This window comes from Serratia sp. LSHTC3, assembly GCF_057197125.1.
This window is the reverse complement of sequence record NZ_JBXUNP010000008.1, coordinates 34,649-54,413: the sequence shown is the minus strand read 5'-3', so window position 1 is coordinate 54,413 and position 19,765 is coordinate 34,649. Positions and strand designations below refer to the sequence as shown.

The window sequence follows — 19,765 nt, the reverse complement described above, 5'->3', positions numbered from 1 at the left end:
AAAACACGCCCAATGTTAAAACACAGAACACCGCACCCTGCCTTCAGCTATTTAATCTATCTGGGGTGCGCCATCGCTTTTTGCACCATTCCTTTCGGTTCCGCGACCGGACGCAATCTGTTTTATGTTTCCAGCTACATCGCCTTTATCGCCGTTTGCCTGTATCCGCGCTATTACCTCAGCAACGTTAAAAATCTGCTGTTGCCGGCGCTGATGTTCAGCGTCGGCATGGGGACCATCCTCTGGATGCACCACTTCAAACAGCCGGGTGAATACATCAACATTTACCGCTCTTATATGTCGACCGGTAAACTCCAACTGGCAACCGCCTTCATCCTGCTGATTGCGCTTAATGAGCGGTTGTGCGTGCAGCGCCTGCTCGTTGTCGTGGCCCTCATTACCGGTCTGGCGGTCAACGGTTATTCACTCTATCAGGGGCTGCGGCTGGATATTCCGCGCGTGGAGCTCAACTTCGATCGCGCCACGGTCGTTGCCTACCTGATGACCGCCATCGATCTGGTGATGATGCAAGCCATCCTGATGCTGCGCACCCGCTACCGTCTGGTGTTGTACATTGCGGCGTTCCTGCTGTCCTTCTCTGCGCTGGTGCTCACCGGCACGCGCGCGGCCATGTTGGTTTACCCGGTGGCGGTTTGTCTGTCGCTGCTGGCGACCAAGCATCTGGTATCCAGAAAACACAAGTTTTTGCTGGTCTCCTCGGTGCCATTATTGCTACTCATCTGCGGATTCGTCTTTAAAGCGCAGATTGAACAACGCATTGCCGACTTCAAAACCAACATGCAACTGATCGATAAACCTGAGATAGATAACTCGATCATTTCCCGGCTGTCGATGCAAACGCTGGCATGGCGTACCGGTTCACAAGCGCCTTGGGGCCAATCCGCCGAACAACGCGGTGAAGAGATCCGCGCCATCGTCGCGCAGCAGCCACATCTGTACGGCGTCATGCCCTACATCAACGTCCACCTGCACAACGAACTGCTGGAAACCTACTCGCTCAAGGGCGTCTGGGGCGTACTGCTGCTGCTGGCGCTGTATATCGGCCTGTTCTGCTCTTCGTTCCGGCCGCAGCGCAACGCGTTACTGCTGAGCGTCAGCGCCAGCCTGTTCGTTTACGGCCTGAGCGACGTCATCTTCTTCAGCACGGAAGGCACCGTCATGTTCTGTCTGGCGCTGATCGCCGCCGTGCTCTCTGTGGCGAAACAGCCTTCCGCTCAGGAGCAAACCGCGTGAAGACACAGCCACCGCTGCTCAGCGTTATCGTGCCGTTTTATAATAATGAAGCGTTCGTTATCGCTGCGCTGGATTCGTTATTTGTACAGATTAGCGACGATATCGAAGTGGTGATCATCGACGATGGCTCTACCGATGCGTCAGGGGCGCTGGTCAGCCACTATCTGGCGCAGCGGCGGCACCCGCGCGCGGTCCTTACTTCGCAGGCCAACGGCGGCATTGCGCACGCCCGCAACGTCGGCCTACAGCAGGCCACCGGGCGCTATATCACCTTTCTCGACGGAGACGATCTGCTGAGCGACGACTATCTGGCGATCCTGCGCCCCCTGCTGATCGCCGGTGAATATGACCTGATCGATTTTAATTATCAGAAGTTCACCGAACATCCGTCGACACCGGATAACCGCGCGGCGCAGCCCGTAGCCTACGACTTTTCACAGTTGGGGCTCGGCTGCCTGCAACCGCTGTTTGCACGTTCGATGTGGCATCTCTGGAGCCGGGTATATAAACGCACGCTGCTGGAAGGGGAGGCGTTCGAAGACGGCAGGCGCTACGAAGACGTGATTTTCACGCCTTTTCAGTATTTCAAAACTCGCCGCATCGCCCATCTTGACTGCGAACTCTACTTCTATCGGGACAACAGCCAGGGCATCACCCGCAATATCAAACCCAAAGATATTGAAGATCTGCTGTTCGCCATGGAGAAGATGCTGCGTTTTGTGGCGCAGCATCCCGGGGATGAGCCGCTGCGCCGGTTAGCCGCCCTGATGCTGGCCAACTGCTTTTCCGAGGTGAAAAGCATGTCGAAGGCGGTATACGGCTATTACCATTACGCACCGGCAACGCTGCATATCCTGCGCCGCGCCGCCGCTGTCTGCCGCAACAGCGACGTGCCGGGCAAAAAAGTCCGCCAGATGCGCTATGCGCGAGTAGATACCTTTCTTTCGAAGCTGCGCGGGCGCAGGCCGCACTAATCGCATCGGCCGGGCGGCCGATGCGTCGTCTCGCCTTTAGCGCGCTAAAGGCACGTGCGCGACCAGCTCGTCATAAATCCGCTGCGGCTGGATAACCCCCATCGGGCTTTCCGCCTCCAGCGGCATCGTATAGCCGGTACGAGACACCTGAATGATGCGGTGCAGTTCAGGATCCTGAATCGGCCCGGTGGAGCGTGAGTCGGCGGTCACGAACAGACTGATGGTTTTCACCTTCAATGCCACCGCCAGATGCAGCGGCCCGGTATCGCCGGTAACCAGAACATGGAAACTGTCGAGCAACGTCAGCAAACCTTGCAGCCCCGTTTTACCGATCTGGTTATCCACGCAGGCCTGCGTTTGCGGGCCGATCAGACTCAAAAACTGTTTGGCCTTGCCGTCGTCAAACGGTGCGCCAATCAGCACGATGCGTACATTTGGGTGCTTCGCCACCAGCTCATCGGCCAGCCGCGCATAATGCGCAACCGGCCAGCAACGCGACTCCGTTGACGCCCCCAGCTGAAAACCGATGGTGGGATGCTCGCTGCTTTTGACGCCGTGCTGATAATCCACGGGAATTTCCATCGTCGGATCGTCGCTGCGGCAGCCCAAAATGGAAATCAGCTCCAGCTTGCGGCGCACGAAGTGGCCGTAATAATGGAAGACGTAGTTGGTTAGCCAAGGCTCCAGCCCGCAAATGCCTGAACTGTAGTTATCCCTGATAATGTACTTCGCCCCGGCCAGTACGGCGCTGATGATGTCATAAGGCAGATGGGAATGCAGGATCAGCGCCAAATCCGGCTGATGTTCGCGCAGCGATTTCAGCAACGGGCGCATCGTCTTGATCTTGCTGTCCCAATACACCACGCGATCGTAATAGCGGCCGTTTTCCACCAGCTCGCGGTTTTTCTTGTGCACCACCAGCGTGATGTGCGCGTTGGGGTAGCGTTCCCGCATCGCCCGCAGTGCCGGCGTGTTGAACATGAAATCGCCCAACGCCGTGGTGGAATAGATGACGATATTGTCAAACTGCTGGGCGCCGTCGAACGTCGCCTTGTCCTGAAAACGGCCGTACTTCGCCGTATAGCGCCGCAAGAACCAGTCGGCAACCTTGATTTTCCATTTCTTCGACATGTGCGTGCTTAATTCGCTTTAAGTTGATAATACTCGGCCAGCGTCATGCCCACCGTGCGCTGCTGCAGCCAGTCAAACAGCTGCTCCAGATCGCGGTACAGCCCTTCGATATCCTGCTCGGTTTTGAACGTCGGGCTGCCGCCCGGCATAAACTCGGAGGAGTGCAGCATAAACTCGACGTAGTCATGCCCCTGCGCCAACGACGTCTCGGCCACGCTTATCATCTTGGCCACGTTGCCGCCACTCGGCCGCAGCCAGTTGACGGACGGCGAACGCCGCTTGCCGCGCAGCCGGTCATAGCCCTGCTTGAAGGCATTCATCAGCGCCGAGTGCTTGTACTGGATACTCATCGGCACTTCCAGCAACGACGAAGCGCCCGGTTTGGCGATGTTCTGCGGATCGATGAAATAGGACTGCGACGGGAACCGGCTGTAATCTGTGCCGCCGTTGCCCTGTGGATTGCCCGGCGAAAACTGCCAGTTGACCCGCGGCGTCACCGAACAATCCACCTGATAGCCGTATTCCAGCAGCAGCGAGGCATAATATTCGTTGAACGCCCAACGGCCGGCGCGATGGCTGAGCATTTTGGTCTGGAAGGCATCTTCCAGCAGCTTGGTCATGTGATCGACCTTGGCGCGGATCTGATCGGCGGGATACTCGATCAAATAAGGCTTGTGGCGCCAGTCGTCGTCGGTGAGCGGCGTCAGCGGCGGGCTGTTCCAGGCATGCAGGTGCATGCCCACTTCACCCGTGCCGCGAGCGATCACGTCGCGCGCGAACTCGACATAAGCCGGGTCCACCGCCATTTCATAGTTGGTGAGATAAACCGGTTTGAAGGCGTATTTTTCGCACAATGCCTGAAAGCGCGGCAAGAAACGCGTGTTTTCGGTCGCGATGCGATCGTGGTTTTGCCACAGATTATCGCCTTCGGTATCAATGGTGATGAGAAATGCCGGTTTAGTCATGAATATCGAGCCTGATATCAACAGAATGCACTATGTTACGCAGGCCGTTTCGCCAGGGCAAACGACTTTGCTGCCTGGTTTGGACAACGTTGAAGCGCATTCGTCCCTGCTCCGGCGATTTTTTTACGGCCAGGCAAGAAAACCTTGCAACAGTAGCCACATGCGATCGGGTCATTTAGAATCAAAGATTGGTTTCCCAGAAAGCGACTCATGATGAACGACGCGCCAGCCCCAACTTCCGCCCCATCCGTACAGCGTATTCTGATCATAAAACTGCGCCATCACGGCGATATGCTGCTGGTCACGCCGGTCATCAGCAGCCTGCGGCAAAACTACCCGCAGGCGCAGATCGACGTACTGCTGTATCAGGAAACGCAGGAGATGCTGGCCAGTAATCCGGAACTGTCGACGCTGTTCGCCATCGACCGTCAATGGAAAAAACAGGGCGCCCGCGCGCACCTGGGGCACGAACTGGCGCTGCTGCGTCGCCTGAAGGCGCAACGCTACGATCTGGTGGTCAACCTGGCCGATCAGTGGCGCAGCGCCATCCTCACGCGCCTGACCGGTGCGCGTATCCGTCTGGGCTTCGATTTCCCCAAACGCCGCGGCTTGCTGTGGCGCCATTGCCACACCCAGCTGGTGCCGGTCGACAATCACGCCCACCTGCATACCGTCGAACAGAATCTTTCGCTGCTGGCGCCGCTGAACCTGCCCGCGCTCAATGAACATGTGACCATGAGTTACGATCCGCAGGATTGGCAGGCTTGTGAGCAACGGTTGCAGAAGCAGGGCGTCTTCGGCAGTTATATTGTGGTGCAACCCACCTCGCGCTGGTTCTTCAAATGCTGGAGCGAAGAGAAAATGGCCGCCACCCTCACCGCCTTGCAGGCCGACGGCCACCAGCTGGTGATCACCTCCGGCCCCGACGCCAGAGAACAAGCCATGGTAGAACGCATTTTGGCGCTCTGCCCGCCACAGGGCGTGATCTCGTTGGCCGGCCAGCTGACGCTGCGCCAACTGGCCGCCCTGATCGACCACGCCAAGCTGTTTATCGGGGTGGATTCGGTGCCGATGCACATGGCCGCCGCGCTGCAAACGCCGTGCGTGGCGCTGTTCGGCCCTTCCAAGCTGACTTTCTGGCGGCCGTGGCAAGCTACCGGCGCCGTGATCTGGGCCGGCGACTTCGGCGAACTGCCCGATCCGGACGCCATCGATACCGGCACCGACGAACGGTATCTCGACCTTATTCCTACAGACGCGGTGATTGCAGCCGCGCGGAGCACGCTGGCATGAAAGCATTTCGTTTGGCGATCGTTCGCCAAAAATATCGCCCGGACGGCGGAGCCGAACGTTTCGTTTCCCGCGCCCTGGAAGCGCTGGAGCAACAGGATCTCGATCTGAACGTCATCACTCGCGAATGGCAGGGCGACGCCAATCCCAACTGGCATATCCACCTGTGTAACCCGTTAAAGCTCGGCCGCATCAGCCGCGAGCGAGGCTTCGCCGTGGCAGCCAGGGCGCTGTGGCAGAAAGAGCGCTTCGATCTGGTGCAAAGCCACGAGCGCATTCCCGGCTGCGACATCTATCGCGCCGGCGACGGCGTACACCGCCGCTGGCTGCTGCAACGCGCGCGTCTGCTGCCGGAATGGCGCCGCAAGTGGCTGTTCTCCAATCGCTATCACCGCTATGTGATGTGCGCCGAACGCGCCATGTACGCCGCGCCCGAGCTGAAAGCCGTCATCTGCAACGCCGAGATGATCAAGCAGGAAATCATCGCCGACTTTGGCGTGCCCGCCGACAAGATCACGGTGATCTATAACGCCATCGACAATCAAAAGTTCCCGCCCGCCGACGAGGCCCTGCGTCAACGTCTGCGCGAGCAATATCAGATCCCGCAACAGGCGCACTGCCTGATCTTCGTCGGCTCCGGTTTCGAGCGCAAAGGGCTGGCCGCCGCCATCCGCGCCGTGGCGGCGACCGACAGCCACCTCCTGGTGATCGGTAAAGACAAAGCCGAAAAACGCTACCGGGCGCTGGCGCAGTCGCTGGGCTGCGGCGATCGCATTCACTTTATGGGCGTGCAGAAGCAGACCCTGCCGTTCTATCAGGCCGCGGACGCGCTGCTGCTGCCGACGCTGTACGATCCGTTCCCGAATGTGATTCTGGAAGCGATGTCGTGCGGCCTGCCGGTTATCACCAGCACCACCTGCGGCGGCGCCGAGTTTATCACCCTAGGCCAGAACGGCTTCGTGACCGACGCGCTCGACGTACCGGCCATCACGGAGGCTATTCGGGCACTGCCGCGCCAGGCGCTGGGATCATCCATGGGCGAAGCGGCGAGATTGCGCATTATGACGGCTACGCCGGCGCATCTGTCCGAACAGCTGATTTCCCTCTATAACCGGTTACTGGATTAGCTATGCGTATTCTGATGATCATCGATGGCCTGCCGGGAGGCGGCGCGGAAAAAGTGGTGCTGACCCTGTGTCAGGGCATGCAGCAACAGGGGCACGACGTCAGTCTGATCTCGCTGCGCGACGTCTGCAATTACCCTATTCCACCGGGCATTGATTATCAGGTGCTGGCCGATCGCAGCCGTGCCCCCTGGCGCAAGCTGACCGAGCTGTCGCGCCGCGCCGCCGCGCTGGATCGCGCGATAGCCGAACACGAGCGCCAACACGGCGCGTTCGATCTGGTGTTCTCCAACCTGCATAAAACCGATCGCATCGTCAGCCGCAGCAAGCGGTTGGCCGCGGATCGCCTGTGGTTCTGCATTCACGGCATCCTCTCCACCTCCTACCTCGGCCACCGCAAGGGTCTCGATCGCTGGCTGAAGCAACGCAAAATCGCCAACGTTTACCAGGGAAGAAATATCGTCGCCGTTTCACAGGCGGTCGGCGACGATCTGCAGCGGAACTTGCCGATCCGCCCGCGCCGGTTGGCGGTCATCAACAACCCGTTCGACATCGACGCCATTCAGCAACAGGCGGCGGCGCCTTGCGAACTGGCCGGCCAGGGCTATCTGGTGCACGTCGGCCGCTTTCACACCACCAAGCGGCATGACCGCCTGTTGAAAGCCTATGCGCTCTCCGGCATTCAGGCGCCGCTGGCCTTGCTCGGGTCCGGTGACGACGCCAAAGTCGACGAGGTCAAACGTCTGGCGGCAGACTTGGGCATCGCAGAGCGCGTGTTGTTCCTCGGTTTCCAGAGCAATCCCTATCCGTTTATTCGTCATGCCTCACTGCTGGTGCTCAGCTCCGACAGCGAAGGGTTTGGCAACGTACTGGTAGAATCGCTGCTGTGCGGCACACCGGTGGTCAGCACTCGCTGCCCGGGCGGCCCTGCGGAAATTCTGGAAAAAGCCGGCATGGCTAACGCGCTGGCGGAATTAAACGAAGCGTCGCTGGCAGAAAAAATGGCGGAGGTTTACGCCAACCCGCCGCAGATAAATCAACAGCAATTGCTGAGCTATGGGCTTGAGCCTATTTGCCATCAATATATTGAGCTGAAAGAAGAACAATAAAAAAATAAATAAGGCAGGGGATGCCTGCCTTATTTTCTTCGTTAGTTGAGCGCCTGCATTTTCTGCCAAACCTCATCGACAGAAACATCTTCACAGTGCCCCGATTCACTTTGCAAAATATGATGGCGGCCAGTCCATGGATGCCAGGACACTTTATCGGTATCGCCAAAGAACACCACCATGTCCTTATTCAACGCAGCAGCAAGATGCATCTGCCCACCGTCGCTGCACAGCACCCGGTCGCATAAATCAAACCCGCCCAACAGCTCACGCACCGACGCCGTCGGATAAAGCGCGACGCGTTCGTTTTGACACAGCGCCAGCAGCTGTTCGGCGCGCTGCTGATCGCCGATGTCGTCCGGTGCCAGCGTGCCCTGCGGCGACCAAAAGATCAGCACGCCAGTGTGGGGATCGGCAACCAGACGGTTGATGATTTCGGCATAGCGCTCAACCGGCCAACGCCGTTTCGGGCTGCGGCTGCTGATGTGCACGGCGCAGACTCGTTCGACCGGCGGCAGACGTTCCTGCCGCCGCTGCGCCGCCAATTGCCGCTCTTCAGGCGCCAGAAACACCCGCACCGGCGGGATCGGAATGGATTGATCGGTTATCGCCGATAAATAGCTGTAGGTGTGTTCGACCTGATGGAGGCCGCGGAAATCGTCCTTGCGGAACGGGTGATGAATATCTTTCGTGCCCAGATCGGCGCCGATGATATGGGTGGCGCCGGCCATTTTCGCTAGACGCAGGCTGTATTTGCAAGGCACCGGGTTGGCCAGAATAACCGCATCGAACTTTATTTTGCGCAGCTTCAGGAAGATCATCATGCGTTCGAAATAAACGCCCAACGTGGTCTCATTTTTCGCCTTGTGCTTGGCCTTTTTATAGACAAAGACTTTCTCGAGATGAGGATTGTTTTTAACAACATCCTGGCTAACTTTATTGATCAGCAGATAAACTTTTGCGTCCGGATAGGCAATTTTCACCCCCTCAATCAAGGGCGTGGTGCAAACAAGATCGCCGATGTTATCGCGGCGAATAATTAAAATATTCTTCATTCCGAGCCTGTCGGCGAAATCGCTCGCCGGTTGTCTGAAACTGACACCCAAGGTTACCAAATTAGCGCCTTTCCCTTCCAGTTATGGTACTATTCCGAATAACCCATATAAATGAAATTGATAGAATGTTGCTGCGTTTATATCAGGTACTACTCTACCTCATCCAACCCCTGATCTGGCTCCGCTTACTGCTGCGCAGCCGCAAAGCTCCAGCCTACCGTAAACGCTGGGCGGAACGCTATGGCTTCTGCGCCGGGAAAGTCGTGCCAGGCGGCATCATGCTGCATTCCGTCTCCGTCGGCGAAACGCTGGCGGCCATCCCGCTGGTGCGGGCGCTGCGCCATCGTTACCCCGCTTTGCCGATAACTGTGACCACAATGACCCCGACAGGTTCAGAACGCGTCCAGTCCGCTTTCGGCAAAGACGTGCATCATGTCTATCTGCCCTACGATCTGCCCGGCGCCATGAACCGCTTCCTCGACCAGGTGAATCCCAAGCTGGTGATCATCATGGAAACCGAGCTATGGCCTAACCTGATCAACGCGCTGCATCAGCGGCAAATCCCCCTGGTGATCGCCAATGCACGCCTGTCGGCCCGCTCCGCCGCCGGCTATAAGAAAATTGGCGGATTCATGCGCGATATGCTGCGCCGCATCACGCTGATCGCCGCACAGAACCAGGAAGATGGCGATCGGTTTATCGAACTGGGCCTGAAACGCTCTCAGCTGGCCGTCACCGGCAGCCTGAAATTCGATATCTCCGTCACCCCGGAGCTGGCCGCCCGCGCCGTTACATTGCGCCGCCAATGGGCGCCGCGCCGCCCGGTGTGGATCGCCACCAGCACCCACGACGGTGAAGAGACCATCCTGCTGGAAGCGCACCGCAAACTGCTGGAAAAACACCCTGACCTGCTGCTGATCCTGGTGCCGCGTCACCCGGAACGCTTCCCGACCGCCAAAGAGCTGGTGCAGAAGGCCGGCTTCAGTTACACCCTGCGCAGCAGTGGCGAAATCCCGTCCGGCAGCACCCAGGTGGTGATCGGCGATACCATGGGCGAACTGATGCTGCTGTACGGCATCGCCGATCTGGCCTTTGTCGGCGGCAGCCTGGTGGAACGCGGCGGGCACAACCCGCTGGAAGCCGCCGCGCACGCCATCCCGGTGTTGATGGGCCCGCATACTTTCAACTTTAAAGACATCTGCGCCAAGCTTTCGCAGGCCGAAGGCCTGATCACCGTGACCGACGTGGATTCGCTGGTGAAGGAAGTGGCAACCCTGCTGACCGACGAAGACTACCGCCGTTACTACGGCCGTCATGCGGTGGAAGTGCTGTATCAGAATCAGGGAGCGTTGCAGCGCCTGCTGCAGCTGCTGGAACCGCACCTGCCGCCCCGGAGTCACTGAATGAGCAGCCGCAAAAGCCTGTCGGTGGTGATGATCGCCAAAAACGAAGCCGGGCTGTTGCCGGACTGCCTGCGCTCGGTCGAGTGGGCCGATGAAATCATCGTGCTGGACTCCGGCAGCGAAGACGACAGCGTCGCCGTCGCCGAAAGCCTGGGCGCCAAAGTCTTCACCCACACCGATTGGCAAGGGTTTGGCAAGCAGCGTCAGCTGGCGCAAAGCTACGCCAGCCATGACTACGTTTTGATGATCGACGCCGACGAACGCGTTACACCCGAGCTGCGGCAATCTATCGAACAGGTGTTGAACGCGCCGGAGGACGGCGCCGTCTACAGCTGCGCGCGGCGCAACCTGTTCCTCGGCCGCTTCATGCGCCACAGCGGCTGGTATCCCGACCGCGTCAACCGCCTGTACGCCAACCAACGCTATCGCTATAACGACGATCTGGTGCACGAGTCGCTGAACATCGGCGACGCCAAAGTGATCCCCCTCAGCGGCGATATGCTGCACCTGACCTGCCGCGATTTCTTCGCCTTCCAGCGTAAACAGCTGCGCTATGCCGAAGAGTGGGCCACCCAGCGCCACCGGGCCGGCAAGCGCTGCGGCTACCTGTCCATCCTGACCCACACGCTCGGCGCCTTCGTCAAAACCTGGCTGCTGCGCGCCGGCTTCCTGGACGGTAAACAGGGGTTGCTGTTAGCGGTGGTCAACGCGCAATATACCTTCAATAAATATGCCGCATTATGGGCATTGGGCCGCAACTACTCAGAGAAGTGAATCATGACCAGCAAAGCCATCTATCCCGGGACGTTCGATCCCATGACCAACGGCCACCTGGATTTAGTGACGCGCGCATCACTGATGTTCGATCACGTCATTCTGGCCATCGCCGCCAGCCCGAGCAAAAAACCGCTGTTCAGCCTGGATGAGCGCGTGGCGTTGGCGACGCAGGTCACCTCGCATCTGGACAATGTGGAAGTGCTGGGCTTCAGTGAGCTGATGGCGCACTTCGCCGCCCACCAGAACGCCAATATCCTGGTGCGCGGGCTGCGTGCGGTGTCTGACTTTGAATACGAACTGCAGCTGGCGAACATGAACCGTCACTTGATGCCAACGCTGGAAAGCGTATTTCTGATGCCTTCCGAAGAGTGGTCGTTCATCTCCTCCTCACTGGTGAAGGAGGTCGCCCGCCACGGCGGCGATATCGCGCCTTTCCTGCCCGATGTGGTCACCCAGGCGCTGATGGCGAAGCTCGCCGCCGAGTGATGCTCAGCGCTGGCAGCGGCGGCAAAAGAAGGTGCTGCGCTGCCCGTGCTTGGCGGATTCAATCGGCGTGCCGCATGCGCGGCACGGTTCTCCCGCCCGCCCGTAAACCTGCAGCTCCTGCGCGAAATACCCCGGTTTGCCGTCCGACTGCAAAAAGTCGCGCAATGTCGTGCCGCCCTGCTCGATAGAGCGCTGCAACACCGCCTTGATGGTCTTCGTCAGCAGTTCCGCTTCGGCTTTGCTCAACGATCCCGCCGGACGATCGGGCAGGATCCCGGCGCTGAACAGCGATTCGCTGGCGTAAATGTTACCAACGCCGACCACCAACTTGTTATCCATCAGCCACGGTTTGATCAGCGTGCGCTTATTGCGTGATTTTTCATACAGGTAGTCGCCGTTGAACGCTTCGCTCAGCGGTTCCGGCCCCAGATGCGCCAACACGCTGCTGGTCGCCAGGTCTTCGCACCACAGCCAGGCGCCGAAACGGCGCGGATCGGTATAGCGCAGGATCATGCCGTTGCTGATCACCAGATCGACGTGGTCGTGTTTGCCGGCTTCGTCTTCGTTTTCCTCGCGCAGCATGCGCAGGCTGCCCGACATGCCCAGGTGCACGATAATCCAACCGTTCTCCAGCTCGATCAGCAGGTATTTGGCCCGGCGCTGCACGCTGAGCACCGGCCGATCGCTCAGCGTCAGGATCTGCTCGGAAACCGGCCAGCGCAGGCGCGCATTGCGCACCACCGCATACTGAATGCTGTGGCCGACAAGATAAGGCTCTATACCGCGTCTGCTCGTCTCAACTTCCGGTAATTCAGGCATCTGGCTTCCCCTCCGACGTTTTCTACCCTTTATAAAACAAAAAACCCGGCCAAGGCCGGGTTTTTCATTAATCCACTAAAATTATTTAATTTTAGCTTCTTTGTATACTACGTGCTGACGGACAACTGGATCGAATTTCTTCAGTTCCAATTTTTCCGGCTTAGTACGCTTGTTCTTCGTGGTGGTATAGAAGTGACCAGTACCAGCAGAAGAAACCAGCTTGATCTTCTCGCGAACACCTTTAGCCATGATTCAGTTCCTTAATACTTCTCACCACGGGCACGCAGATCGGCCAGAACCGTCTCAATACCCTTCTTATCGATAACACGCATACCTTTAGCAGATACACGCAGAGTTACAAAGCGCTTCTCAGCCTCAACCCAAAAACGGTGTGAGTGCAGGTTAGGCAGAAAACGGCGTTTGGTCGCGTTCATTGCGTGGGAACGGTTGTTACCGCTCACCGGGCGCTTGCCAGTAACTTGGCAGACTCGGGACATGTCTATTCTCCAAAAATCAAATCAGCTCGAGCTTCGTATAGGGTATGGCCGCCTCGTCAGGCTTTTAGAGCCCATCTCAGCAAACTTCATACTGAGGAGACTCTCGTCATCAGGTAGAAACCACACATCAGGTCAGAAACCTGCTGAGATAGGCTCTTGCGCCAAACCCAAGATTCTCAAAGGTGGCGTAGTATACGCTCTGAAGCGTAAGTGCTCAAGTCCCGAACAGCTAAAGATCCCACAAGGATCGCGAAAAAATCGCTTAAAGCCATCCGCGCTCGGCAAAAGAGACGCATTCACCCCGACCGATCACCAAATGATCAAGCACTCGGATCTCCAATAACTGACAGGCTTTCACCACCTGTTCCGTTATTAAACGGTCGGCATGACTGGGTTCAGCCTTACCCGAAGGGTGATTATGCGCGAGAATCAGCGCGGCGGCATTAGCCTTCAACGCTTCGCGCACAATTTCTCTCGGGTAGACGACGACGCTGCTGATGGTACCAGCAAACATCTCCTGATGGCGAATAACCCGATGCTGATTGTCTAAAAACAATACCAAAAAGACCTCTCGCTCGCGATGCGCCAGCAGGCTTTGCAGATAATGCTGGGTAACGCGCGGGTTGAGCATGGCATTTTCCTGCGACAAGTGGCTGGAAAAGAAGCGCAGCGCCAGCTCGGCAATCGCCTGCAGTTGGGTATAGCTGGCGTCGCCCAGGCCTTTTTGGCTGCAAAAAGCCTGATGATCGGCCGACATCAGGTGATAAAGCGAGCCGAATCGGCGCAGCAGTTGCTCCGCCAGCTGCATCACGTGCACGCCGGGCAATCCGGTGCGCAAGAAAATGGCCAACAGCTCTGCGTCGGACAACGACGCCGCCCCTTGCATCAACAGCTTTTCACGCGGCGCCAACGCGCCCGGCCAGCACGCCACAATCGGGTTGCTCATCGTGTTCCTCCCTGAAAGGGCTACAGCATGCCATGCGCCACCCGACGCGTTCGACAGGTGTTTGATAACATTGCGAAGTGTTTCGCAAAGCACAATGTAACGCCCTGCAGCCATTGCGGAATCGCTCACCTGAACGGCGGATATGCTAAAATGGCGCATCTTTCGGCTTTCAATCGGACAATGATGATGACGGGACTTTCCGGCAAACATATTGTGCTTGGCATCAGCGGCGGCATCGCCGCCTACAAATGCCCAGAGCTGGTGCGCCGCCTGCGCGACAGGGGCGCGGAAGTGCGCGTGGTGATGACCCACGCCGCCAAGGCGTTCATTACGCCGCTGACGCTGCAGGCCGTTTCCGGCCATCCGGTGTCCGACGATCTGTTGGATCCCGCCGCCGAAGCCGCCATGGGCCACATCGAGCTCGGCAAATGGGCGGATCTGGTGATTCTGGCGCCGGCGACCGCCGATCTGCTGGCGCGCGTCGCCGCCGGCATGGCCAACGATCTGCTGACCACCGTCTGCCTGGCGACCGACGCCCCTATCGCCGCCGCGCCCGCCATGAACCAGCAGATGTATCGCGCCGCCGCCACGCAGGCCAACCTGCAAACGCTGCAGGCGCGCGGCATGCTGCTCTGGGGGCCTGACAGCGGCAGCCAGGCCTGCGGCGACGTCGGCCCGGGCCGCATGCTGGATCCGCTGGACATCGTCGAGCTGGCGAACGGCCATTTCTCTGTCACGCAGGATCTGCAACATTTGCAGGTTATGATCACCGCCGGCCCGACGCGTGAAGCGCTGGATCCGGTACGTTTCATCAGCAATCACAGCTCCGGCAAAATGGGCTTCGCCATTGCCCGCGCAGCCGCCGCTCGCGGCGCGCAGGTGACGCTGATCGCCGGGCCGGTCAATTTGCCGACGCCGCCATCAGTCACCCGAGTCGACGTTACCAGCGCACTGGAGATGGAGCAGGCGGTGCAGCAACTCGCCGCGCAGCAGCAGATTTTCATCTCCTGCGCCGCCGTGGCCGACTATCGCCCCGAGCGGATCGCCGATGAAAAAATAAAAAAACAGGGTGATGAAATCGTCCTCAAGATGGTAAAAAACCCCGATATCGTCGCCGGCGTGGCGGCGATGACCAAAAATCGACCGTTTGTCGTGGGGTTTGCCGCCGAAACCCAGAATGTGGAAGAATACGCGCGGCAAAAACTGGCGCGTAAGAAGCTGGATTTGATTTGCGCTAACGATGTATCGCTTGCAGAGCACGGGTTCAACAGCGACACCAATGCCCTGCACCTTTTTTGGCAGGATGGAGAAAAGCGCCTGGCGCTGAGCGACAAGGCACTCCTTGGCCAACGTTTAATAGACGAGATAGTCAGCCGTTATGATGAAAAAAATCGACGTTAAGATCCTCGACCCACGCATCGGTCAGGATTTCCCGCTACCGACCTACGCTACGCCGGGCTCTGCCGGTCTCGACCTGCGCGCCTGTCTGGACAGCGCGGTAGAGCTGGCGCCGGGTGAAACCACGCTGCTGCCTACCGGCCTCGCGATCCACATCGCCGACGCCAGCCTGGCGGCGGTGATCCTGCCGCGCTCAGGCCTGGGCCATAAGCACGGCGTCGTGCTGGGCAATCTGGTCGGCCTGATCGACTCCGATTACCAGGGCCAGCTGATGGTGTCCGTGTGGAACCGCGGCCAGAAGCACTTCACCATCGAGCCGGGCGAACGTATCGCGCAGATGGTCTTCGTGCCGGTGGTGCAGGCCGAATTCAACCTGGTGGAAGAGTTCGACAGCAGCGAACGCGGCGAAGGCGGCTTCGGCCACTCGGGGCGCCACTAAGCGCCACCCAATGCACGATGACCGGCAGGGAAACGTCGCCTGAACCTTGCCTTTCCGGGAAGAAGGATGTCTCTGCGGCAAGGTTTTACCGCGACAATTGCAGCGCACACCAGGCAGCGCGGAAAAAGGCCGTTAAGGCCGCTGACCCCAGCATCGTAAAAAAGCTATCACATAAGCCGCACAGAGCCTGCTCTGCAGCGGCCGGTGCGCGGGTTTCCGTCAGTTAAGTTTTAGCAAGGGTCTAATCAGACATGGCAGAAAAAGAAAAGACGAAAAGGAATCGGCGCGAGGAAATATTGCAGGCGTTAGCCCAGATGCTGGAATCCAGCGACGGCAGCCAACGCATCACCACCGCCAAGCTCGCCGCGAACGTGGGTGTTTCTGAAGCTGCGCTGTACCGGCATTTCCCCAGCAAGACACGGATGTTCGACAGTCTGATCGAGTTTATCGAAGACAGCCTGATCACCCGCATCAACCTGATCTTGCAGGACGAGAAAGAGACGTTTAATCGTCTGCGCCTGATTTTGCTGCTGATTCTGGGCTTTGCGGAGCGCAACCCAGGGCTGACGCGCATCATGACCGGCCACGCGCTGATGTTTGAACAGGATCGCCTGCAGGGCCGCATCAACCAGCTGTTCGAGCGCATCGAGGCGCAGCTGCGTCAGGTGCTGAAAGAGCGCAAATTGCGCGAAGGCAAAGGCTTTATCGTCGATGAAACGCTGCTGGCCAGCCAACTGCTGGCCTTCTGCGAAGGCATGTTGTCGCGCTATGTGCGTTCGGAATTCCGCTATCGCCCCACGCAGGAATTCGACGCCCGCTGGCCGCTATTAGCGGCACAGCTGCAATAACGAAAACGCCGGGCATGCCCGGCGTTGTTATTTATACCCCGTACTGCTCGCGGTAAGCGCGCACCGCCGCCAGGTGGTCCGCCATCTCCGGTTTCTCTTCCAGGTAGGCAATCAGGTCTTTCAGCGTCACGATCGAAATCACCTTGCAGTGATAGTCGCGTTCCACTTCCTGAATGGCGGAGATATCCGCGCGGCCGCGTTCCTGACGGTCGAGGGAGATCAGCACACCCGCCAGCGAAGCGCCGCTGGCGCCGATGATTTCCATCGACTCGCGGATCGCGGTGCCGGCGGTGATCACATCGTCCACCAGCATCACGCGCCCCTGCAGCGGGCTGCCCACCAGCGAACCGCCTTCGCCATGGGTTTTGGCTTCCTTGCGGTTAAAGCAGTAAGGCACGTCGCGCTCATGGTGTTCCGCCAGCGCCACCGCCGTGGTGGTGGCGATAGGAATGCCTTTATAGGCCGGGCCAAACAGCAGATCGAAATCGATGCCGGAATCCATCAGGGCTTCGGCGTAGAAGCGCCCCAACAGCGCAAGATCGCGCCCGGTATTAAACAGGCCGGCGTTGAAGAAATACGGGCTGGTGCGGCCGGATTTCAGGGTGAACTCGCCGAACTTCAATACCTGCTTGTTAAGCGCGAACTCGATAAACTGGCGCTGATAGGCTTTCATTACTGCTTCTCCTCGTCTGAATCTGCTTGGGTCTTGTCATTACTGCCGCCCGATCGCCGGGCATAAAAAAGGCGACTTCTCAGTCGCCTTGAAAAATCAGTCCACCAGCGCCGCTTTCTGCGCCTGGAAGATGGTTTCGATGCCCCCTCGGGCCAGCGCCAATAGCGCCAACAGCTCATCGTGGCTGAACGGCTCGCCTTCGGCGGTGCCCTGCACTTCAATCATGCGGCCGTCTTCCATCATCACCACGTTCATATCGGTTTCCGCGGCGGAATCTTCCACATACTCCAGATCGCACAGCGCTTCGCCATTGACGATGCCGACGGAAACCGCCGCCACCATGCCCTTCATCGGGTTGGCTTTCAGCTTGCCGTTGGCCACCAGGGTGTTCAGCGCGTCGGCCAGCGCCACGCAGGCGCCGGAGATGGAGGCGGTGCGGGTACCGCCGTCGGCCTGCAGTACGTCGCAGTCGAGGGTGATGGTGAATTCACCGAGCTTTTTCAGATCCACCGCGGCACGCAGCGAGCGGGCGATCAGACGCTGGATTTCCAGCGTGCGGCCGCCCTGCTTGCCTTTGGCGGCTTCACGGGCGTTGCGGCTGTGGGTGGAGCGCGGCAGCATACCGTACTCGGCGGTGATCCAACCTTGCCCCTGGCCTTTCAGGAAGCGCGGAACGCCCTCTTCTACCGTGGCGGTGCACAAGACTTTGGTATCGCCAAACTCAACCAGCACTGAACCTTCAGCGTGTTTGGTATAGTGACGGGTCAGTGTCAGGGGGCGAACTTGCTGTGGTGCTCTGCCTGCAGGACGCATGGGCTCTCTCCGGCTTCAAATCAACTATTGGCTGCGCATTATACGGGCTTCGTGACGTAATGCCTATCCTGCCCGCAGCCGCGACGCTATAATCGCCCCATCTTTTCCTATTACGGGTACGCATCAATGATCCGCAGCATGACCGCCTACGCCCGGCGTGAAATCAAGGGTGAATGGGGCAGCGCAGCCTGGGAGCTGCGTTCCGTTAACCAGCGCTACTTAGAAACCTACATCCGCCTGCCGGAACAATTCCGCAGCCTGGAGCCGGTGATCCGTGAACGTATCCGTGGCCGCCTGACCCGCGGCAAAGTCGAATGCAACCTGCGTTTCGAACTGGATCCAAGCGCGCAAAGCTCGCTGATCCTGAACGAAAAACTGGCCAAACAGCTGGTCGAAGCCGCCAACTGGGTGAAAATGCAGAGCGACGAAGGGGAAATCAACCCGATCGACGTGCTGCGCTGGCCGGGCGTGATGTCCGCGCAGGAGCAGGATCTGGACGCCATCAGCGCCGAGCTGATGCAGGCGCTGGACGGCGCGCTGGATGACTTCATCGTCGCACGCGAAAGCGAAGGCGCCGCGCTGAAAACGCTGATCGAACAGCGCCTCGACGGCGTCAGCGCCGAAGTGGTCAAAGTGCGCGCCCAGATGCCGAACATCCTGCAATGGCAGCGCGAACGCCTGGTCAGCAAGCTGGAAGAGGCGCAGGTGCAGCTGGAAAACACCCGCCTGGAGCAGGAGCTGGTGCTGATGGCGCAGCGCATCGACGTCGCCGAAGAGCTGGACCGCCTGGAAGCGCACGTGAAAGAGACGCACAACATCCTGAAGAAGAAAGAAGCCGTCGGCCGCCGCCTCGACTTCATGATGCAGGAGTTCAACCGCGAATCGAACACCCTGGCCTCCAAGTCGATCAATGCCGACGTCACCGCCTCCGCCATCGAGCTGAAGGTGCTGATCGAACAGATGCGCGAGCAGATCCAGAACATCGAGTGATCCCGCTCCGCACGCCATCAAGCCCGCGCCACGCGGGCTTTTTTATGGCTGCAGATCAGCGATAGGCGGCCGCCTGCTCCTCACCGATCAACCCCATTTTCTGCAGCTGCACCGCAATGCTCCAGGTTGAGCGCTCGAACTCATCGCTCAGCGCCTCCAGCGTCGCCCCGGCCGCATGGCTCTCGCGCAGCCGCAGTTTTTCTTCTTCCGGCCAGGGGAAGTAAGCATTGGCCGGCCGGCCCTCGGCCAGATTCTTCTGCTGCTTTTCTTCCGGCGTCAGCCTGGCTTTTTTCTGCAGTTCGGATTCACCGTCGAACTCGTTGGCCAATGCAAACAGCAGGCGGATAGCCTCCGGCGCGCAGGCCGCTGAAGCCGGTCTCAACAGCTCGCCGGTGTCGGGATTAACGCCGTTGGCCAGCGCCCTGAGCAACGTGCCGGTATTCATCGTTCGCCTCCTTGTTCGATAAAATGCGTGCCGATCGCGACCGGCGCCTTGTCCAAACATGTTTCTCTTCCTCAGCCAAGAAAGCCACGCTTTGCGCCATGAAAAATCGCCCATTGCGAGCCAGATTCCAGGCGCCTGAACGTGCGGGACGGCGATTGCATCAGGCTGCGAGCCGGCAGGCATCATGGAAGACGGCTCACTAAGGCACTTCGGGGGCTTATGAAAAACTGCCGAGCAGCGCGTGTGGATGACATTCAGCAAGATATCCCGCACGCTATAAGTATTTTGTTCTAATTATCACGCAAGGTAATGAAAGGACGGCGATGCTG

Annotated in this window: 22 protein-coding genes; 12 read left to right on the top strand and 10 right to left on the bottom strand. The window is 58.9% G+C overall.

Going from position 1 to position 19,765, the window contains the following annotated elements; genetic code table 11:
* The first annotated feature begins 12 nt into the window (after window positions 1–12).
* Window positions 13–1,254, top strand: a complete 1,242-nt coding sequence (locus tag AC2CGI_RS22425) for an O-antigen ligase family protein (protein WP_021504468.1) — start codon at window positions 13–15, stop codon at window positions 1,252–1,254.
* On the top strand, window positions 1,251–2,228 hold the full coding sequence (locus AC2CGI_RS22420; RefSeq protein WP_048326706.1) for a glycosyltransferase: 978 nt from the start codon (window positions 1,251–1,253) through the stop codon (window positions 2,226–2,228). The genes AC2CGI_RS22425 and AC2CGI_RS22420 overlap by 4 nt, the downstream gene beginning before the upstream one ends.
* A 36-nt stretch (window positions 2,229–2,264) precedes the next feature.
* On the opposite strand, the gene AC2CGI_RS22415 is transcribed toward AC2CGI_RS22420, so the two are convergent.
* Together AC2CGI_RS22415 and AC2CGI_RS22410 are read right to left on the bottom strand one after the other, a co-directional pair.
* Window positions 2,265–3,359, bottom strand: a complete 1,095-nt coding sequence (locus AC2CGI_RS22415) for a glycosyltransferase family 9 protein (protein ID WP_076740163.1) — start codon at window positions 3,357–3,359, stop codon at window positions 2,265–2,267.
* A gap of 8 nt (window positions 3,360–3,367) precedes the next feature.
* Window positions 3,368–4,324 carry a polysaccharide deacetylase family protein gene (locus tag AC2CGI_RS22410; RefSeq protein WP_076740162.1) on the bottom strand — a complete coding sequence of 319 codons (957 nt, stop codon included), beginning with the start codon at window positions 4,322–4,324 and terminating at the stop codon, window positions 3,368–3,370.
* A 210-nt stretch (window positions 4,325–4,534) separates the two neighbouring features.
* Between AC2CGI_RS22410 and rfaQ the strand changes: the two genes are divergently transcribed.
* From rfaQ to AC2CGI_RS22395, 3 genes are read left to right on the top strand one after another with little or no spacing between them, the layout of a single operon-like run.
* Window positions 4,535–5,617: a putative lipopolysaccharide heptosyltransferase III gene (gene rfaQ, locus AC2CGI_RS22405; protein WP_041922294.1), complete on the top strand. Its 1,083-nt coding sequence runs from the start codon at window positions 4,535–4,537 to the stop codon at window positions 5,615–5,617.
* Complete coding sequence (locus AC2CGI_RS22400; protein ID WP_484593972.1) at window positions 5,614–6,741, top strand: glycosyltransferase family 4 protein; 1,128 nt, start codon at window positions 5,614–5,616, stop codon at window positions 6,739–6,741. Before rfaQ ends, AC2CGI_RS22400 begins: the two co-directional genes overlap by 4 nt.
* A 2-nt stretch (window positions 6,742–6,743) precedes the next feature.
* Complete coding sequence (locus AC2CGI_RS22395; protein ID WP_076740161.1) at window positions 6,744–7,847, top strand: glycosyltransferase; 1,104 nt, start codon at window positions 6,744–6,746, stop codon at window positions 7,845–7,847.
* A gap of 41 nt (window positions 7,848–7,888) precedes the next feature.
* Here AC2CGI_RS22395 and AC2CGI_RS22390 read toward each other — a convergent pair whose 3' ends face one another.
* A complete protein-coding gene (locus AC2CGI_RS22390) occupies window positions 7,889–8,902 on the bottom strand; it encodes a glycosyltransferase family 9 protein (RefSeq protein WP_076740160.1) in 1,014 nt (337 codons plus the stop codon).
* A 125-nt stretch (window positions 8,903–9,027) separates the two neighbouring features.
* Here AC2CGI_RS22390 and waaA point away from each other — a divergent pair, with 125 nt between their 5' ends.
* The 3 genes from waaA to coaD are packed head-to-tail and all read left to right on the top strand — an operon-like array spanning window position 9,028 to window position 11,568.
* Window positions 9,028–10,305, top strand: a complete 1,278-nt coding sequence (waaA, locus tag AC2CGI_RS22385) for a lipid IV(A) 3-deoxy-D-manno-octulosonic acid transferase (RefSeq protein ID WP_015379436.1) — start codon at window positions 9,028–9,030, stop codon at window positions 10,303–10,305.
* A complete protein-coding gene (locus tag AC2CGI_RS22380; protein ID WP_049240849.1) occupies window positions 10,306–11,079 on the top strand; it encodes a glycosyltransferase family 2 protein in 774 nt (257 codons plus the stop codon). It begins immediately after the preceding gene.
* Between the two features lie 3 nt (window positions 11,080–11,082).
* On the top strand, window positions 11,083–11,568 hold the full coding sequence (gene coaD / locus AC2CGI_RS22375; protein ID WP_004931181.1) for a pantetheine-phosphate adenylyltransferase: 486 nt from the start codon (window positions 11,083–11,085) through the stop codon (window positions 11,566–11,568).
* A gap of 3 nt (window positions 11,569–11,571) precedes the next feature.
* Here coaD and mutM read toward each other — a convergent pair whose 3' ends face one another.
* The 4 genes from mutM to radC form a co-directional block, all read right to left on the bottom strand.
* Window positions 11,572–12,387: a bifunctional DNA-formamidopyrimidine glycosylase/DNA-(apurinic or apyrimidinic site) lyase gene (gene mutM, locus AC2CGI_RS22370; protein WP_015379438.1), complete on the bottom strand. Its 816-nt coding sequence runs from the start codon at window positions 12,385–12,387 to the stop codon at window positions 11,572–11,574.
* Window positions 12,388–12,468: 81 nt separating this feature from the next.
* The gene (rpmG, locus tag AC2CGI_RS22365) at window positions 12,469–12,636 is read right to left on the bottom strand and encodes a 50S ribosomal protein L33 (protein ID WP_002442576.1); all 168 of its coding nucleotides are present in this window, start codon (window positions 12,634–12,636) and stop codon (window positions 12,469–12,471) included.
* A gap of 11 nt (window positions 12,637–12,647) precedes the next feature.
* Window positions 12,648–12,884: a 50S ribosomal protein L28 gene (gene rpmB, locus AC2CGI_RS22360; RefSeq protein ID WP_004931195.1), complete on the bottom strand. Its 237-nt coding sequence runs from the start codon at window positions 12,882–12,884 to the stop codon at window positions 12,648–12,650.
* Between the two features lie 262 nt (window positions 12,885–13,146).
* Entirely contained in the window at window positions 13,147–13,830 is a 684-nt protein-coding gene (radC, locus tag AC2CGI_RS22355; protein ID WP_004931197.1) for a RadC family protein, read from the bottom strand.
* A gap of 183 nt (window positions 13,831–14,013) precedes the next feature.
* On the opposite strand from radC, the gene coaBC reads away from it, so the two are divergent.
* From coaBC to slmA, 3 genes are all read left to right on the top strand, one after another.
* Entirely contained in the window at window positions 14,014–15,231 is a 1,218-nt protein-coding gene (gene coaBC / locus AC2CGI_RS22350; protein ID WP_076740170.1) for a bifunctional phosphopantothenoylcysteine decarboxylase/phosphopantothenate--cysteine ligase CoaBC, read from the top strand.
* Window positions 15,209–15,667 carry a dUTP diphosphatase gene (gene dut, locus AC2CGI_RS22345; RefSeq protein WP_015379440.1) on the top strand — a complete coding sequence of 153 codons (459 nt, stop codon included), beginning with the start codon at window positions 15,209–15,211 and terminating at the stop codon, window positions 15,665–15,667. The genes coaBC and dut overlap by 23 nt, the downstream gene beginning before the upstream one ends.
* A 251-nt stretch (window positions 15,668–15,918) precedes the next feature.
* Entirely contained in the window at window positions 15,919–16,515 is a 597-nt protein-coding gene (gene slmA / locus AC2CGI_RS22340) for a nucleoid occlusion factor SlmA (protein WP_004931203.1), read from the top strand.
* 31 nt (window positions 16,516–16,546) lie between these two features.
* Here the strand turns inward: slmA and pyrE are convergent, their stop codons facing one another.
* On the bottom strand, window positions 16,547–17,188 hold the full coding sequence (pyrE, locus tag AC2CGI_RS22335) for an orotate phosphoribosyltransferase (protein ID WP_004931204.1): 642 nt from the start codon (window positions 17,186–17,188) through the stop codon (window positions 16,547–16,549).
* A 96-nt stretch (window positions 17,189–17,284) separates the two neighbouring features.
* Window positions 17,285–18,001: a ribonuclease PH gene (rph, locus tag AC2CGI_RS22330; RefSeq protein ID WP_004931205.1), complete on the bottom strand. Its 717-nt coding sequence runs from the start codon at window positions 17,999–18,001 to the stop codon at window positions 17,285–17,287.
* 126 nt (window positions 18,002–18,127) lie between these two features.
* Between rph and AC2CGI_RS22325 the strand changes: the two genes are divergently transcribed.
* On the top strand, window positions 18,128–18,991 hold the full coding sequence (locus AC2CGI_RS22325) for a YicC/YloC family endoribonuclease (RefSeq protein ID WP_015379441.1): 864 nt from the start codon (window positions 18,128–18,130) through the stop codon (window positions 18,989–18,991).
* Window positions 18,992–19,046: 55 nt separating this feature from the next.
* Here the strand turns inward: AC2CGI_RS22325 and AC2CGI_RS22320 are convergent, their stop codons facing one another.
* Window positions 19,047–19,436, bottom strand: a complete 390-nt coding sequence (locus AC2CGI_RS22320; RefSeq protein ID WP_015379442.1) for a hypothetical protein — start codon at window positions 19,434–19,436, stop codon at window positions 19,047–19,049.
* Between the last annotated feature and the right edge of the window lie 329 nt (window positions 19,437–19,765).

Bases quoted from the DNA above. Each gene is read 5' to 3' on its own strand.
- rfaQ (WP_041922294.1), top strand. From the start codon at position 4,535: ATGATGAACGACGCGCCAGCCCCAACTTCCGCCCCATCCGTACAGCGT.
- rpmG (WP_002442576.1), bottom strand. From the start codon at position 12,636: ATGGCTAAAGGTGTTCGCGAGAAGATCAAGCTGGTTTCTTCTGCTGGT.
- coaD (WP_004931181.1), top strand. From the start codon at position 11,083: ATGACCAGCAAAGCCATCTATCCCGGGACGTTCGATCCCATGACCAAC.
- AC2CGI_RS22325 (WP_015379441.1), top strand. From the start codon at position 18,128: ATGATCCGCAGCATGACCGCCTACGCCCGGCGTGAAATCAAGGGTGAA.
- slmA (WP_004931203.1), top strand. From the start codon at position 15,919: ATGGCAGAAAAAGAAAAGACGAAAAGGAATCGGCGCGAGGAAATATTG.
- dut (WP_015379440.1), top strand. From the start codon at position 15,209: ATGATGAAAAAAATCGACGTTAAGATCCTCGACCCACGCATCGGTCAG.
- AC2CGI_RS22400 (WP_484593972.1), top strand. From the start codon at position 5,614: ATGAAAGCATTTCGTTTGGCGATCGTTCGCCAAAAATATCGCCCGGAC.
- AC2CGI_RS22320 (WP_015379442.1), bottom strand. From the start codon at position 19,436: ATGAATACCGGCACGTTGCTCAGGGCGCTGGCCAACGGCGTTAATCCC.
- rpmB (WP_004931195.1), bottom strand. From the start codon at position 12,884: ATGTCCCGAGTCTGCCAAGTTACTGGCAAGCGCCCGGTGAGCGGTAAC.
- rph (WP_004931205.1), bottom strand. From the start codon at position 18,001: ATGCGTCCTGCAGGCAGAGCACCACAGCAAGTTCGCCCCCTGACACTG.
- AC2CGI_RS22395 (WP_076740161.1), top strand. From the start codon at position 6,744: ATGCGTATTCTGATGATCATCGATGGCCTGCCGGGAGGCGGCGCGGAA.
- AC2CGI_RS22390 (WP_076740160.1), bottom strand. From the start codon at position 8,902: ATGAAGAATATTTTAATTATTCGCCGCGATAACATCGGCGATCTTGTT.
- mutM (WP_015379438.1), bottom strand. From the start codon at position 12,387: ATGCCTGAATTACCGGAAGTTGAGACGAGCAGACGCGGTATAGAGCCT.
- waaA (WP_015379436.1), top strand. From the start codon at position 9,028: ATGTTGCTGCGTTTATATCAGGTACTACTCTACCTCATCCAACCCCTG.
- coaBC (WP_076740170.1), top strand. From the start codon at position 14,014: ATGATGACGGGACTTTCCGGCAAACATATTGTGCTTGGCATCAGCGGC.
- AC2CGI_RS22380 (WP_049240849.1), top strand. From the start codon at position 10,306: ATGAGCAGCCGCAAAAGCCTGTCGGTGGTGATGATCGCCAAAAACGAA.
- AC2CGI_RS22410 (WP_076740162.1), bottom strand. From the start codon at position 4,324: ATGACTAAACCGGCATTTCTCATCACCATTGATACCGAAGGCGATAAT.
- pyrE (WP_004931204.1), bottom strand. From the start codon at position 17,188: ATGAAAGCCTATCAGCGCCAGTTTATCGAGTTCGCGCTTAACAAGCAG.
- AC2CGI_RS22415 (WP_076740163.1), bottom strand. From the start codon at position 3,359: ATGTCGAAGAAATGGAAAATCAAGGTTGCCGACTGGTTCTTGCGGCGC.
- radC (WP_004931197.1), bottom strand. From the start codon at position 13,830: ATGAGCAACCCGATTGTGGCGTGCTGGCCGGGCGCGTTGGCGCCGCGT.
- AC2CGI_RS22425 (WP_021504468.1), top strand. From the start codon at position 13: ATGTTAAAACACAGAACACCGCACCCTGCCTTCAGCTATTTAATCTAT.